This window comes from Pseudomonas furukawaii (genome assembly GCF_002355475.1).
GTDB lineage: Bacteria > Pseudomonadota > Gammaproteobacteria > Pseudomonadales > Pseudomonadaceae > Metapseudomonas > Metapseudomonas furukawaii.
Window position 1 is genome coordinate 1,670,111 of sequence record NZ_AP014862.1, and the last position, 15,553, is coordinate 1,685,663.

Here is a 15,553-nt window from a genome sequence, read left to right on the forward strand (position 1 = left end):
ATCCATGGCTCTCATGTTTCCGCGCCTGGCGCGCAACTTCATTCGTAACGGCTACTTCCCCACCGACGAGCCGACGCTGGAGCGGGCCTTGTCCGCACTGGCGCCGTCTCCCGGCTCCATGTCCATCCTCGATCCTTGCGCCGGCGAAGGCGTGGCGATTGCCGAAGCCGCCCACGCCCTCGGGCGCGCGCAGGTCCAGGCCTTCGCCGTCGAGTACGACGCCGAGCGTGCCCGCCACGCACGGCAACTGGTCGATCGCTGCATCCACGGTGACCTGATGGACACACTGATCTCGCGCCAGTCCTTCGGGCTGCTGTGGCTGAACCCGCCGTATGGCGACCTTTCCAAGGACGTGAACGGCAACATCGGCTATCAGGGCCAGGGCCGTGCGCGGCTGGAAAAGCTGTTCTATCAGCGCACGCTGCCGCTGCTGCAGTACGGTGGCGTGCTGGTCTTCATCGTGCCGTCCTACGTGCTCGACGCCGAGCTGGTCGGATGGCTGACGCGCCACCTCAAAGACCTGCGCATCTACCGTGCGGTGGAAACGCAGTTCAAACAGGTAGTGGTCTTCGGCCGCCGGGTTCGCCAGCGCGACCAGGCGTCGGAGTCGGCCAAGGCCCTGCGTGGTCTGCTGCTGCAGATTGGGCAAGGCGAGACGCAAGCCGAGGAGCTGCCGCTCGAATGGCCGTTCCTGCCGTACACCGTCCCCGCCAGCCCGGCCGAGCCGGAGCACTTCTATCGCGTCACGATGGAGCCTGAGCAGTTCGCCGATGAAGTCGACCGGCTGCAAGGACTCTGGCCGGCGCTCGATACCCACCTGGGTGCCGCACAGCAATCACTGCGGCCACCGGCGCGGGCCTTGTCGCACTGGCATCTCGCCCTGGCCTTGGCCGCGGGGGCGATCTCGGGCGCCGTGACCTCCAAGACCGGCAAGGTGTTGGTGGTCAAGGGCGATACCCACAAGGAGAAATCCTTGACGACGGAGTACACGGAACGGGATGACGGCTCGGTCGCCGAGACACGCATCCTCACCGATCGCTTCGTTCCTGTGATCCGCGCCTGGGACATGACGCCCGGCTCCCCGACGCGGGGAGAGGTGTTGACCATTCGCTGATCGCTTTTCCCTGACGGTTCGCCGTCGTTTTCATCCACCCATCGGGGTCCAGTCGCCCCGTGGGGTGCCGTGGCCCCTTCATTTCGAGAGGTAATCACCATGGCACTCGCCGTTCTGTCTCAACTACGCTTTCGGGCCGGCCAACTGGTCATGACCGCGGGCGTGAACAACCTGGTTCAACGGGGTGCACTCGATCCCGTGCCCTATCTCCGGCGCCATCTCGGTGGCGATTGGGGCGATCTTTGCGGTGATGACAAGCGGCAGAACGATGCCGCATTGAAGTCAGGCGAGGATCGACTGTTGTCGTCCTATCAGATCGCTCCCGGCCTGAAGCTCTGGATCATCACCGAATGGGATCGCAGCGTGACCACGCTGCTGTTGCCATCCGAGTACTGATCGTCCTCTGACGGCTCGGCCGTCTTTCTCTTCCCACCCCGGGGCATGCCATCGCCCCTGCGGGGGTCGGTGCATGCCCCATCTTTTTGGAGCATCACCATGTCCCTCGATCTCGACACTGTTCCCGAAACCGCTGTGCAGGGCGACCTGCTCGAAGCGGCCGCTTCACCCCTCACCATCAGCCTGACCGACTTCGTGTCGGAGTTCGGCGACGAGCTGCTCGACTCGCTCAACCGCGCCAATCCGCCGGTCTACACCGGCCAGGCGCGGGTGCATCGGCAACTCATCCTCGCAGCCCTCAAGCGCAAGCTGTTCCCGGCGCAAGCCGATGTCGTCCATGCCGTCACCGAGCTGCTGGTCGACCGCGGCGAACGCGCCGCGATCGTCAATGGCGAGATGGGCTGCGGCAAGACGACCGTTGGCATCGCCACGGCCGCTGTGCTCAACGCCGAAGGCTACCGCCGCACCCTGGTGCTCTCGCCACCCCACCTGGTCTACAAGTGGCGGCGCGAGATCCAGGAGACGGTGGCCGGCACCAAGGTCTGGGTACTCAATGGCCCGGACACCCTGGTCAAGCTGCTGAAGCTGCGCGAGCAGTTGGGCGTACCGGCGCAAGGCCAGGAGTTCTTCGTCCTGGGCCGTGTGCGGATGCGCATGGGCTTCCACTGGAAGCCGGTGTTCGTGCGACGCCGTACCCGTCACGGTGACGTGGCGGCGTGCCCGGATTGCGGCCACATCATCACCGACCTCGACGGCGAGCCGATCAACCCGGTCGAGCTGGAAGCCGAGGAGTCCCGCCGCAAGTGCAGCCACTGCCGTGCACCGCTGTGGTCGTTGATCCGTCCCAGAGGCCTGTCCGCCAGCGACCAGTCCTCGACCGTGCTCAAGGCACTGAAGCGCATTCCGACCATCGGGGAAGTCACCGCGCAGAAGCTGATGCAGAAGTTCGGTGACGCCTTCCTCGCGTCGATGCTCGGGGACAACATCCACGAGTTCATCAACCTGATGGATGGCAACGGCGAGCTGGTCTTCTCGGACCGGCAAGCCCACCGCATGGAACGTGCGATGGCCAACATGGAGTTCGGCTTCGGCGAGGGCGGCTACCAGCCGTCCGAGTTCATCAAGAGGCAGCTTCCCCAGGGTACGTTCGACCTGCTCATCGCCGACGAGGCGCACGAGTACAAGAACGGCGGCTCCGCACAGGGCCAGGCCATGGGGGTTTTAGCGGCCAAGGCGCGCAAAACGCTGCTGCTCACCGGCACGCTGATGGGCGGCTACGGCGACGACCTGTTCCACCTGCTGTTCCGCGCCCTGCCAGGGCGGATGCTCGAAGACGGCTACCGGCCGGCGAAGAGCGGCAGCATGACCTCGGCCGCGATGGCGTTCATGCGCGATCACGGCGTGCTCAAGGACATCTATTCGGAGAGCATCGGCACGGCGCACAAGACGGCCAAGGGCACCAAGGTATCGGTGCGCACGGTCAAGGCGCCGGGCTTCGGTCCCAAGGGCGTGCTGCGTTGCGTCCTGCCCTTCACCGTCTTCCTCAAGTTGAAGGACATCGGCGGCAACGTGCTGCCGCCCTACGACGAGGAGTTCCGCGAAGTCGCGATGGACACGGCGCAGGCCGCGGCCTATCGCGATCTGGCGGGTCGGCTGACCGCAGAGCTGAGGCAAGCCCTGGCGAAGCGGGACACGACGCTGCTCGGTGTGGTGCTCAACGTGCTGCTGGCCTGGCCGGACACCTGCTTCCGGTCGGAAACCGTGGTGCATCCACGCACGCGCAACACCCTGGCCTTCGTCCCGGCTCAGTTCAACGAGCTGGAGGTGATGCCCAAGGAGCGCGAGCTGATCGAGATCTGCAAGCAGGAGAAAGCGGAAGGTCGCAAGACCCTGGTCTATTCGGTCTACACCGGCACGCGCGACACCACGTCGCGCCTGAAGGTGCTGCTGGAGCAGGAAGGCTTCAAGGTGGCGGTGCTGCGCGCGAGCGTGGATGCCTCCCGCCGCGAGGACTGGATCGCCGAGCAGCTCGACCGTGGTATCGACGTGCTCATCACCAACCCGGAGCTGGTGAAAACCGGCCTGGACCTGTTGGAGTTCCCGACCATCGTGTTCATGCAGTCGGGCTACAACGTGTATTCGCTGCAGCAGGCCGCACGCCGTTCATGGCGCATCGGCCAGAAGCAGCCGGTGCGTGTGATCTACCTCGGCTACGCCAACTCCTCGCAGATGACCTGCCTGGGGTTGATGGCCAGGAAGATCATGGTGTCGCAATCCACCTCGGGCGACGTGCCCGAATCCGGACTGGATGTCCTGAACCAGGATGGCGACTCGGTGGAGGTGGCGCTGGCGCGGCAGCTGGTGCGCTGAGCTTTGCTTGATCTTTGGCGGCCCCTTCGGGGGCCGCGTTCTTCATCGCGATCGACGCTTGCTGAGTAGATGGTGTCTGGCGTGACTCTCTCCGACATGATTCGCCCGTGCTCCATGTGAGCCTCCGCACATTCCTTCGATATACTCACATCCAGTAGCTACGTGGCGTTGGAACATCAGGCGCAGTACAAATGCGTCAGCTCAGCTGGGAGGGCGCGCTAATGAAGATCAAGTTCGTCGAAATATCGAATTTTCGCAGACTGAAGTCGACGCACCTCGACTTCGACAAGGAAACAACAATATTCGTTGGCGCGAACAACAGCGGTAAGACATCCGCGATGGTTGCTCTTCGATATTTCCTTGTTTCTCCCAACCGACTAGCCCTGCGCGACATTACGATCGCCAATTGGCCGAAGATCGACGCGATTGGAGATGCCTGGGAAAACGGCGCAGCTGGAGAGGTCAATCATCAATGATCTGCTACCCAGCCTCGACTTCTGGCTCGATGTCCCTCTCTCCGAAATCCAGCATGTCGTTCATATCCTTCCAACCTTGGACTGGAATGGTGGTCTGCTCGGCGTTAGGCTGAAATACCAAGTCGAGCTGATCGCGAAGCTCAAAGCCGACTACGTCGCACAGCGCAGCGCCGCTCTCGAAGCGGGCGCGAAAGCCCCGGGAGGTCAAGTAGGAAACATTCAAGTCTGGCCCACCTGTCTCACCGAATTCCTCGAACGACGCCTGCGAACCTACATCGCACTTGAGGCTTTCGCCCTTGATCCTGCCGCCCACACCCCCCCAGTGAAAGGATTGGCGACGCCGCAAACATTACCGGAGAACATGCTTCCGCTGGAGAAGAATCCTTTCAAGCACCTGATCAAAATTGACGAAATCGCGGCCCAGCGTGACTTCGCCGATGCTGGTGAGCGGGCTCCGACAGGCGAGGACTCCCAGGATATGTCGACACGCCGGTATAAGCGCCGTCTTTCGGACCAACTACGCTCTTACTATGATCGTCACCTCGATCCTGCGAAAACGCCATCCGCAGAGGACTATGAGGCTCTCGACGCAATCCAGACTGCTGAGCAGAATTTCGATAAGCGCCTCGAGGTTGGTTTCGCCGCTGCCTTCGAGGAACTTGAGGATCTTGGCTATCCCGGAATCAGCAATCCAAAACTGAAAATCACCACACAACTGCGGGCGACTGACGGGCTGAAGCATGGCTCCGCGGTGCAGTATCAGGTGACGGACCTTGCTGGAGAAGGATTAAAGCCCCTCCAACTTCCGGAAGACTATTCCGGTCTCGGTTATCAGAACCTCATCGCCATGGTTTTCATGCTGATGGGCTATCGTGACGAGTGGATGCGGGTGGGAAAGGCTTCGGCGGACACCGACCCTGGGGCACAAACGCAGATCCAACCGCTGCACTTGGTTCTGGTGGAGGAGCCGGAGGCAAATCTTCACGCGCAGGTCCAGCAGGTCTTCATTAAGAAGGCCTATAAGCTTCTGCGCAAGCACGATGAACTTGGCGACAGCACAACGTTCTCGACGCAATTGGTCGTCAGCACTCATTCGAGCCATGTGGCGCATGAGGCTGACTTCGCAAATCTGCGTTACTTCCGCAGACTTCCGGCGACTTCATCTGGTGAGACGCCGACTACGACCGTCGCCAACCTGTCATATATCTTCGGTGAAGGGGACGAAACTCAGCGATTCGTCAAGCGCTATCTGAAAGCAACACACTGTGATCTGTTTTTCGCCGACGGCATCATATTCGTCGAAGGCCAGGCTGAACGCATTCTGGTTCCCCATTTCATCCGGCATCACTTCGACTCGCTATCCCGCCGCTATATCAGCCTGCTTGATCTGGGCGGCAGTCACGCCCACAGTTTCAAGAGGCTTGTCGACGGACTTGGGCTGACGACGCCGATCATCGCCGATCTCGATGCGACCGTCGCCACAAAGGTGCAGACTCAGGCCGGAACCGAAGCGATCCGCTGGAAGGCGACGAAGCCCCAGCGTGGAGCAGACCAAAAGACCGGCAGTCCCGTCCTCAAGGACTGGCACCCATCGAAGGAATTCATCGACGAGCTTGTGGCACTCAAGTCCGAAGAGCATGAGTCATCGAGCTGCGAGGGGTATGACCTTTACGTCGCATACCAGAAGCCACTCTTGATACCGTCAGGTGACGGTAGCGGAGTTGAGATCATTCCGCGGACCTTCGAGGACGCCCTCATTCTGGAGAATCTCGAGGTTCTGGCGAACATTACCGGATCAAGGACAAGCGACAAGATAAAGGCAATTGTCACGGACGGCCTGTCTGGTGATGAACTGGCGGATGAGCTATTCCAACTGCTGAAAACAGCGGAGAAGGCCGCGTTCGCGCTTGACTGCCTGATGCTGGAGGACGCGAGGGCGGTCATCCCGCCTCGCTACATCCATGACGGCCTGACTTGGTTCGAGCGCGCCGTTGGGAAGGACATCGCGGAAAACGAACCGACGGCGGTAAGCGTATGACTGTAGAAGTGATAGCACTCGGTTCATCTGATACTGACGACGCTGACGACGCTGACGACGCTGACGACGCTGTCGACGCCGAGATCGGCGCGTGCCTGGACCCCAAGGCGCCGAAGAGCTTCTTCCTCTACGCCGGCGCCGGCTCAGGAAAGACACGTTCTCTCAAGAGCGCTCTGCAAAGCTTTCGAGAGAGATACGGGGCTGGCTTCCGGCGTGCCGGCAAGAAGGTCGCGGTCATCACATACACAAATGCCGCTGCCGACGAGATCGCGTCGCGTGTCGGTCAAGATGCGCTCTTTCCCATTTCGACGATTCACAGCTTTTGTTGGTCTCAGATCGGCTCCTATCACGCTGACATTCAAGCCTGGCTGCTCGCAAACCTACCGCGGGATCTTGCCGAGTTGCAGGAGAAGCAGGTCAAGGGGCGCGCCGGCACGAAGGCCGCACTGGATCGCGAGCGTGGAATCACAGCCATTCTCAAGCGCATCGGATGGCTTCACACACCCCGTCGTTTCACCTATAACCCAAATGGAGACAACTTCGGCTCCGACTCGCTCTCACATTCCGAAGTCTTGAAAATCACCGCGGACTTCATCGTCTCCAAGCCATCGATGCAGGCTGTTCTTGTCAGTAAGTTCCCTTTCCTTCTCATCGACGAGAGTCAGGACACGAGCAAAGTCCTGATGGACGCCTTCCTCGCACTGGCAGCGGCGAATACGGGCCGATTTGCATTAGGACTATTCGGCGACACCATGCAGAGAATTTGCGCGGACGGCAAGCCGGATCTTGGGCGAGATGTTCCTGAGGATTGGGCCAAGCCGGTCAAGAGAATGAATCATCGGTCGCCGCAGCGGGTGATCCAGTTGGGCAATTCCCTGCGATCTGCAGTCGACGGTCAGCGCCAATTGGCTCGGGACGATAGCGCGGCCGGCATCGTCAGACTGTTCATCACATCGGCCACCACGCTGGACAAACCCGCGGTCGAGCAGCAAATCCGCGAGCGGATGGCGGAAATCTGCGATACGAAGGCTGGGAGGAAGGGGAAACAGCCGTCAAGACCCTGACGCTCGAACATCATATGGCCGCCTCACGCTGCGGATTCCTATCAATGTTCCAGGCTCTCGATCAGGACTCGCGGCTTTCGACAGGCCTGAGAAAGGGTGACCTGGCCGGGCTCCGGTTTTTCACGGAACGTGTCGCTCCTTTGCTCGCGACCTCGGCCGCCAATGACAAATTTGGTGTCATGGCACACCTTCGCAGAACCTCTCCGCTCCTCCGGCGAGCGACGCTCGCATTAGCGATGATCCCGACACCCCCTTGCGAGCGGCGCGGCAGGCTGTCGAGGCGCTGACAGCGCTCGACGTCGATCATCCAGCCACAAAGTTTCTCGATGTTCTCGAATGCGTGGCAGTCCACGGGTTGTTTGAAATCCCGGCCAGCTTGCGCCCGTTCGTGACCACCGAAGCGGGAACTGGTCAAGGCCCGCAAGATTCTCTCCTAGCAGGCCGTTGAAAAAAGCCAGAGCCCGCCTGGCTCTGGCAAAATGGCGACTATCCCCTTCTGCCGAAGCCAGCCTAAGCCTATGCGTGGACTCGACCTCAAACAAAACGAGCTTTTCAGCTATACGACGCTGGAGCAGCGCATCCCGAACGATCACCCGCTGCGTCCACTGCGCGAGCTGGTCGATGCTGTCTTGGCGTCGATGGATCGGGACTTCGACGGGCTGTACTCCACCCTGGGACGGGCCTCGATTGCGCCGGAGCGCCTGCTGCGCGCCTCGTTGCTCCAAGTGATCTACACCATTCGCTCCGAGCGGCAGTTGGTCGAGCAGATTGATTTTTTAACCTGCTGTTTCGCTGGTTCGTCGGCTTGTCGATGGACGAGCGCATGTGGGATCACTCGACCTTCAGCCAGAACCGCGACCGGCTGTTCAATCAGGATGTAGCGCGCCTGTTTTTTCAGCGCATCAAGTCCCTGGACGAATGGTCCGAGTACGCCAGCGACGAGCATTTCAGCGTCGATGGCACGCTGATCGACGCCTGGGCCTCGCACAAGTCCTTCATCAAGAAGGACGGCGGCGACCCACGGGAGGATGGCACGCGCAACCCCGATGCCGACTTCAAGGGCGAGAAGCGCAGCAACGCGACCCACCAGTCGACCACCGATCCTGAAGCCAAGTTGGCGCGCAAGAGCAATGGCGATGCCAGTCGCCTGGCGCACATGGCCCACACGATGATGGAGCACCGCAACGGCCTGATCGTGGATGTGGAATGCACCGAGTTCAATGGACGTGCCGAGGTGGAGGCGACCCTGGAGATGCTGGAGCGCACGGCCAAGCCGGGCAGCACGGTGGGGGCGGACAAGAATTACGACCAGAAGCGTTTTGTGCAGGGGGCGCGCGAGCTGAAGGTGACGCCGCATGTGGCGCACAAGCGCAAGGGCAGTGCCATCGACGGCCGCACCACGCGGCACCCGGGGTACGCCACCAGCCAGAAGATCCGCAAGCGGATCGAAGAAGGCTTTGGTTGGCTGAAGACGGTTGGCGGCCTGCGCAAGACTAAGCTGATCGGCCGCGCCAAGCTGAGTGCCCAGTTGCTGCTGGGCTTCTCGGTCTACAACCTGATCCGACTGGGGAGTCTGTCGGGTTGGTGGCGAGGCTCGCATGTATAGGGCGAGGTGCGCCCGAAAAACGCCGAAAGGCGTGAAAGTAGTGCTGAAACCGGTCAAAAAGGCCTGAATCCAGGCCTTTTGCGGCCTCCGTTAGGCCCAAGCGCTTGAAAAAGCGACACCCCGAACGGGTTGGGGCAGTCGAGGCCGAATTTTTCAACGGCCTGTTAGTCGGCGGCCACCATGCTGATGCGCTGCCTCAAGTCAGTAGCCATTGTCCGACGATCTCTGCATCGACACGCTCAAGGACCTCAGCAATCCTTCAGATGCCACTGCCCCCTAATGCGGTGCAGCGCTGGTTCCCATTTTCTGCAGATGTAGCCAGCCTACCTTGCGAAGGTATCGCATCACGGCTTCCTGGGAATCGATGCGTGCCACCTTCCTTGCTCTCCAGCGGCGCCCGGCGCCGCGTCTTCGCGACCATCCTGCTGATCGGAAGCGGCTTGGCCGGTTGCGCCAGCTCGTCTCCGATCCCGTCGCCTTATCCCCCGACCCCGACTGTCTCGGCATCGCTGACCGACAAACGAATCCCCGTCGTACGCTACGGCCGCTACACATTGGTCGAACTGGCGCCGGAGCCTGCCCAGCGCGATCTGCTGCAGCAGACCGTGGAAGTCTCCATCCCGCCCACGCTCGATGCGAACGTGGGCGACGCCATGCGGCATGTCCTGCTGCGCTCGGGCTACCGGCTCTGCGATGCCATCGACGCCGACGCCCTCTACGCGCTACCGCTGCCAGCCGCGCATCTACGCCTTGGCCCGCTGCTGTTGCGCGATGCACTGCTGACCCTGGCCGGCCCGGCCTGGACGCTGTCGGTCGATGACTTGAGCCGCGAGGTCTGCTTCACCCGCGTGGCCGATCCGGTGGCAGCGGCCGTCGATGCTGTCGTGGAGGCAACGCGATGAGCTTCCCCCAAGCACCGTCCGAGTCCGCCGCCCGCACACGCTGGCTCAAGATCGCCGCGACCGTCTGGCTGCTGCTCACGAGCACCCTGGCCGCTGTCAACAGTGTCGGCCTGTCGCGTCTCAGCGAACAGGCCGAGGCCAGTGCGCAGGACGCCCAGGTCCAGGCGCTGGGCCTGCGGCTGGCCGAACTCGAACAGCAGGCCAAGGTGGACAGGCGCCGGCCTGCGCCGCTCGGGCAGGTCGAATTCGCCACCGCGCAACGGGCGCTGGACGAGCGCATCGCGCGTGTCGAGGCGGCACAGTCTGCGGACAGCCTCGCCATCGACCTGCAGACCTTGCAGGCTCGTGTGCACGGGATCGAAACCCGTTTGGAAAAAGCCCGCAAAGCTACCGCCGTCGCCCCCCGTCGAGCACCCGAGGTGACAAAGCCGGCGCTGCCGGTTCCACCGTTCCAGGTGGTCGGCGTGGAACTGCGCGGCGGCGAGCGCTTCCTGTCGGTCGCACCCATGGCCGCCACCTCGCTCGGCAGTGTCCGGCTACTGCGCGAGGGTGATGCGGAGAGCGGCTGGCACCTGCAATCCATCGAGGCTCGCGCCGCCGTGTTCCGCGTGGACGGCCAGGTGCAGCGCCTTGCCGTGCCGTAGGAGGCGGGCCATGACCCTGCGGCCGATGCTTGCTGCCGTGCTTCTGTCCGTCTCCCTGGGGGCCTCCGCGCAATCTCCGGTGACGAATGCGCGCGTGGCGCCCAGCCAGGTACAGCCCAACACCGATGCGGCACTCGACGAGCGCCTGGCGCGCGATTGGGGATTGCAGCCCGAGGAATGGGCGCGTTACCGCCAATTGATGCAGGGGCCGCTGGGTGTATACTCGCCCAACCTCGACCCGCTCACGGCCCTCGGGATCGAAGCGCGCACGGACGAGGAACGCCGCCGCTACGCCGAGTTGCAGGTGCAGGCCGAGGCCCGGCGCGTCGGCAAGACGCTGGCCTACCAGCGTGCCTACGACGCGGCGTGGCAGCGCCTGTTTCCCGGCCAGCCGCGCGTGAGCCTGCCCGGCGCCAAGGCGCAGGGTGCCGGCAACACCGGCTCCGGGCGCCTGGCGGTTTTCGTCAAGGCCGACTGCGCACCGTGCGCCCAACGCGTACAGCAGTTGCAGGCGGCCGGCACGGCCTTCGACCTCTACATGGTCGGCAGCCGTCAGGACGACGCGCGCATCCGCCAGTGGGCCACCCAGGCGGGCATCGACCCGGCCAGGGTGCGCGCCCGCACCATCACACTCAACCACGATGCGGGGCGCTGGCTGTCGCTCGGCCTGTCCGGCGATCTGCCGGCCGTGGTGCGCGAGCTGAACGGCCAATGGCAGCGGCAATAGGTGCTCCGGGCGGGGAGCATCGGCCGTCCCGCGTCGCCATCCGCTGCGTCAGCGCCGCGCTGCTGCTCGCCACCGGTGGCTGGGCGTTGGCCGCCCTGGCGCGGGAAGTGCCGCCGCCGGCCTATCAACTGGCGGCGCATCGTGCAGACGTGCCGGCGGCGGTGCTGTACGCGGTGGCCTTGCAGGAGAGCGGCGCCACGCTGCGCGGGCGCCTGATCCCCTGGCCCTGGACGCTCAACGTCGCCGGCACGCCGCAGCGCTACGCCACCCGCGCCGCGGCCTGCGCGGGGCTGCGCCGAGCGCTCGCCCGCACGCCGGCCAATCGCATCGACGCCGGCCTCGGCCAGGTCAATCTCGGCTACCACGCGCATCGCTACATGCAGCCCTGCGAGCTGCTGGACCCGTACCGCAACCTCGCCATTGCTGCGGAAATCCTGCGCGAACAGCACACGCCGGGCGAGGACTGGCTGCTTGCTATCGGCCGCTACCACCGGCCCGCCGGCGGGGCACCCGCGGCGCGCTACCGGCGCAGTGTGCATCGGCACCTGACCCGCGTGCTCGACCCCGGCGTTCCCGTTCCAACCTTCCAGGCCACCACGCCATGAACCCCATCGTCCTCATCGCCGCCATCGGGCTGCTGTCCACGACCACCGTCTTCGCCCAGACCGCCGCCGCGCCGCTGATCGTGGTCGAAGACCGTGGCGGCGCGTCCGCCTTGCCGTACTACCAGCCCTTGAATCCGCAGCCGGACGACACCGCGCGGCCAGCCCCGCTGCCACGCTCGCGCGTGGGCAACGTGGCCGACGCCGAAGCCGCCATGCTGCCGGTGCGCTCGGCGAACCTGTCGCCGGGCGAGGTGCCGCGCCGCGTCATCCGGGCGCCGGGCCTGACGGCGCTGTTCCTGATCGGCGACGACGAGCGTTCGCGCGCCTGGCTGCGGCGGCGCCACGCCGCGCTGCGCGAGCTGGGCGCCGTGGGCCTAGTGGTCAACGTGGAGTCGATGGCCGCGCTGATGGCGCTGCGCCGGCTGGCTCCCGGCCTGACCCTCTCGCCGGCCTCCGGCGACGACCTGGCCCAGCGCCTCGGCCTGCGCCACTACCCGGTGCTCATCACGTCCACCGGCGTCGAGCAGTAGGTGCGCAAATGGCCCAACCGCATGCGGTCGAGGTTCTGCTGCGGCCAGCGGTGGAGCTTTATACCGTGGCGGTCTGCACCGGTGCCGCGATTCTGTGCCTAGTGGCACCATGGTCGCTCGCGCTGAACCCGCTGCTCGGTCTGGGCTCGGCGCTGGCCTTCCTGAGCTTCGGCGCGATTCGCCTGCGCGATGCCTGGGCGATCCTGCGCTATCGCCGCAACATCCGCCGCCTGCCGCGCTACGTGATGACCAGCCGCGACGTGCCGGTCAGCCAGCAACGGCTGTTCGTCGGCCGGGGCTTTCGCTGGGAGCAGCGGCACACGCACCGGCTGCTGCAGACCTACCGGCCGGAGTTCCGCCGCTACGTCGAGCCGACGGCGATCCATCGGGCCGCCCGGGGGCTGGAGGAGCGGCTGGAGTTCGCGCCGTTTCCCCTCTCGAAGCTGGCGCGCGCGCTGGCCTGGGACAGCCCGCTCAACCCGGCGCGGCCGCTGCCGCCGGTGGGCGGACTGCCGCGCCTGCACGGCATCGAACCGGCCGAGGTCGACGTCACGCTGCCGCTGGGCGAGCGCGTCGGCCACACCCTGGTGCTGGGTACCACGCGCGTGGGCAAGACGCGGCTGGCCGAGCTGTTCATCACCCAGGACATCCGCCGCAAGGTCCGTGGCGAGCACGAGGTGGTGATCGTCTTCGACCCCAAGGGCGATGCGGACCTGTTGAAGCGCATGTACATCGAGGCCAGGCGCGCCGGGCGTGAAGGCGAGTTCTACGTCTTCCATTTGGGCTGGCCGGACATCTCGGCGCGCTACAACGCCGTCGGCCGGTTCGGGCGGATCTCCGAGGTGGCCACGCGCATCGCCGGACAGCTCTCGGGCGAAGGCAACAGCGCCGCGTTCCGCGAATTCGCCTGGCGCTTCGTCAACATCATCGCGCGCGCCCTGGTCGAGCTGGGGCAGCGGCCGGACTACCTGCTGATCCAGCGCCACGTCATCAACATCGACGCGCTGTTCATCGAGTACGCCCAGCACTACTTCGCCAGGAACGAACCGAAGGCCTGGGAGGTCATCGTCCAGCTCGAAGCCAGGCTCAACGACAAGAACATCCCGCGCAACATGATCGGGCGCGAGAAGCGCGTGGTGGCCCTCGAACAGTACCTGTCCCAGGTGCGCGTCTATGACCCGGTGCTCGATGGCCTGCGCAGCGCCGTGCGCTACGACCGGACCTACTTCGACAAGATCGTCGCTTCGCTGCTGCCGCTGCTGGAGAAGCTGACCACCGGCAAGATCGCGCAACTGCTCGCACCGAACTATTCCGACCTGTCCGACCCGCGGCCGATCTTCGACTGGATGCAAATCATCCGCAAACGCGCGGTGGTCTATGTGGGGCTGGATGCGCTGTCCGACGCCGAAGTCGCGGCGGCGGTGGGCAACTCGATGTTCAGCGATCTGGTCTCGGTCGCCGGCCACATCTACAAGTTCGGCATCGACGACGGGCTACCCGGCGCCGCGGTGGGCACCAGGATTCCGATCAACGTCCACGCCGACGAGTTCAACGAACTGATGGGCGACGAGTTCATCCCGATGGTCAACAAGGGCGGCGGGGCGGGCGTGCAGGTGACGGCCTACACGCAGACGCTCAGCGACATCGAGGCGCGCATCGGCAACCGCGCCAAGGCAGGACAGGTGGTCGGCAACTTCAACAACCTGTTCATGCTGCGCGTGCGCGAGACCGCCACCGCCGAGCTGCTGACGCGACAACTGCCCAAGGTCGAGGTGTACGCCACGGCACTGATGAGCGGCGCCACCGACAGCTCCGACCCGCGCGGCAACACCGCGTTCACGTCCAACACCCAGGACCGCATCAGCAGCAACAGCGTGCCGCTGATCGAACCGGCGCATGTGGTGGCGCTGCCCAAGGGGCAGTGCTTCGCGCTGACCGAGGGCAGCAACCTCTGGAAAGTCCGCATGCCGCTGCCGGCACCCGATTCCGACGAAGCCATGCCGAAGGATCTGCAGGAGCTGGCCGGCTACATGCGCCAGCACTACGTCGAGGCGGGAGACTGGTGGGAGAACCAGGGCATCCCCGGCCTGCAGGACGAGGCGCTGCCCGACGACCTGCTGGACGACTTCAAGCAGATGGCCGCGGCTGACGGAACGGAAGCATGAGCGACCCGGCCGTCGCGGCCCAGCGCCAGCAGCAGCGACAGCAGGGGCTGATCGCCGGCCTAGTCACGCTGCCGTTCCGCTTCTTCGGCGTGCTGTGCGGCGCGCTGCTGCTGTGCATCCTGATCGAATGCGTCGGCATGCACTTCTTCTGGCCCGAGCAGGGCTGGCGCCACGCGCAGGGCATGCTGCACTACGAGCTCGATCAGCTCTCCACGCATTTCACGCGCAGCGCGCTGGTGCAGGAGCCGGGGCGCACCGCGCACCGGCTGGTCGAGCAGGGCTACCACTGGCTGTTCGTGAAAAGCGGCCTGCTGGACTGGATACGCGACGCCTCCGCGCAGGCCAGCGCCGGCAGCCACCGCCCGACCAAGGATTTCCGCTACTACATCGGCCTAGTCTACGTGAACGTAGAGAGCTACCTGATCGCGGCGGCCTACACGACGCTGGTCTTCCTCGTGCGGCTGCTGGTGCTGTGCCTGACCCTGCCGCTGTTCCTGATGGCCGCCTTCGTCGGCCTCGTGGACGGCCTGGTGCGCCGGGACATCCGCCGCTTCGGCGCGGGACGCGAGTCGGGGTTCATCTATCACCGCGCCAGGGCCAGCCTGATCCCGCTGGCCGTACTGCCGTGGGTGACTTACCTGGCACTGCCGGTCAGCGTGAACCCGCTGCTGATCCTGCTGCCCAGCGCCGCACTGCTCGGCGTGGCGGTGTGCATCGCTGCGGCGACGTTCAAGAAGTATCTGTAGGTGCGACACGTTAATTTTGATCAGCAGTTCCTTAACGGGCTGCAGTGTCCGGTTTGATAGGGATAAGTCCAGTCTTGCAAGAAGCGGATACAGGAGTGCAAAAAATGGCTATCTCTAGAAAGGCCTAGCTCTTAGGCTTTATGCAACTGAAACAATAATAATGGAGGCAC

At 64.3% G+C, this 15,553-nt stretch carries 13 protein-coding genes and 1 pseudogene; all 14 read left to right on the forward strand.

Going from position 1 to position 15,553, the window contains the following annotated elements; genetic code table 11:
• The first annotated feature begins 4 nt into the window (after nt 1-4).
• The 14 genes and pseudogenes from KF707C_RS07785 to KF707C_RS07845 all read left to right on the forward strand — a co-directional run bounded on the left by KF707C_RS07785 (nt 5) and on the right by KF707C_RS07845 (nt 15,383).
• Nucleotides 5-1,114 carry a DUF6094 domain-containing protein gene (locus KF707C_RS07785; protein ID WP_003451202.1) on the forward strand — a complete coding sequence of 370 codons (1,110 nt, stop codon included), beginning with the start codon at nt 5-7 and terminating at the stop codon, nt 1,112-1,114.
• Between the two features lie 99 nt (nt 1,115-1,213).
• The gene (locus KF707C_RS07790; protein WP_003451204.1) at nt 1,214-1,510 is read left to right on the forward strand and encodes a hypothetical protein; all 297 of its coding nucleotides are present in this window, start codon (nt 1,214-1,216) and stop codon (nt 1,508-1,510) included.
• A gap of 99 nt (nt 1,511-1,609) precedes the next feature.
• Nucleotides 1,610-3,880, forward strand: a complete 2,271-nt coding sequence (locus tag KF707C_RS07795) for a helicase-related protein (RefSeq protein WP_003451206.1) — start codon at nt 1,610-1,612, stop codon at nt 3,878-3,880.
• 221 nt (nt 3,881-4,101) lie between these two features.
• Nucleotides 4,102-4,356: an AAA family ATPase gene (locus KF707C_RS29665; protein ID WP_231992304.1), complete on the forward strand. Its 255-nt coding sequence runs from the start codon at nt 4,102-4,104 to the stop codon at nt 4,354-4,356.
• On the forward strand, nt 4,313-6,394 hold the full coding sequence (locus KF707C_RS07800) for an ATP-dependent nuclease (protein WP_003451208.1): 2,082 nt from the start codon (nt 4,313-4,315) through the stop codon (nt 6,392-6,394). Before KF707C_RS29665 ends, KF707C_RS07800 begins: the two co-directional genes overlap by 44 nt.
• On the forward strand, nt 6,391-7,458 hold the full coding sequence (locus KF707C_RS07805; protein ID WP_003451210.1) for a UvrD-helicase domain-containing protein: 1,068 nt from the start codon (nt 6,391-6,393) through the stop codon (nt 7,456-7,458). The genes KF707C_RS07800 and KF707C_RS07805 overlap by 4 nt, the downstream gene beginning before the upstream one ends.
• A gap of 518 nt (nt 7,459-7,976) precedes the next feature.
• A pseudogene (locus tag KF707C_RS07810) lies at nt 7,977-9,064 on the forward strand (IS5 family transposase).
• A gap of 368 nt (nt 9,065-9,432) precedes the next feature.
• Entirely contained in the window at nt 9,433-9,966 is a 534-nt protein-coding gene (gene pilL2 / locus KF707C_RS07815) for a PFGI-1 class ICE element type IV pilus protein PilL2 (RefSeq protein ID WP_197704973.1), read from the forward strand.
• Entirely contained in the window at nt 9,963-10,610 is a 648-nt protein-coding gene (locus KF707C_RS07820) for a hypothetical protein (protein ID WP_003452511.1), read from the forward strand. The genes pilL2 and KF707C_RS07820 overlap by 4 nt, the downstream gene beginning before the upstream one ends.
• A 10-nt stretch (nt 10,611-10,620) precedes the next feature.
• On the forward strand, nt 10,621-11,337 hold the full coding sequence (locus KF707C_RS07825; protein WP_003452509.1) for a TIGR03759 family integrating conjugative element protein: 717 nt from the start codon (nt 10,621-10,623) through the stop codon (nt 11,335-11,337).
• On the forward strand, nt 11,322-11,942 hold the full coding sequence (locus KF707C_RS07830; RefSeq protein WP_003452507.1) for a lysozyme family protein: 621 nt from the start codon (nt 11,322-11,324) through the stop codon (nt 11,940-11,942). The genes KF707C_RS07825 and KF707C_RS07830 overlap by 16 nt, the downstream gene beginning before the upstream one ends.
• Complete coding sequence (locus tag KF707C_RS07835) at nt 11,939-12,472, forward strand: integrating conjugative element protein (protein ID WP_003452505.1); 534 nt, start codon at nt 11,939-11,941, stop codon at nt 12,470-12,472. Before KF707C_RS07830 ends, KF707C_RS07835 begins: the two co-directional genes overlap by 4 nt.
• 8 nt (nt 12,473-12,480) lie before the next feature.
• A complete protein-coding gene (traD, locus tag KF707C_RS07840; protein ID WP_036993057.1) occupies nt 12,481-14,637 on the forward strand; it encodes a type IV conjugative transfer system coupling protein TraD in 2,157 nt (718 codons plus the stop codon).
• Entirely contained in the window at nt 14,634-15,383 is a 750-nt protein-coding gene (locus KF707C_RS07845) for a TIGR03747 family integrating conjugative element membrane protein (protein WP_003452502.1), read from the forward strand. The genes traD and KF707C_RS07845 overlap by 4 nt, the downstream gene beginning before the upstream one ends.
• The last annotated feature ends 170 nt before the right edge of the window (nt 15,384-15,553 follow it).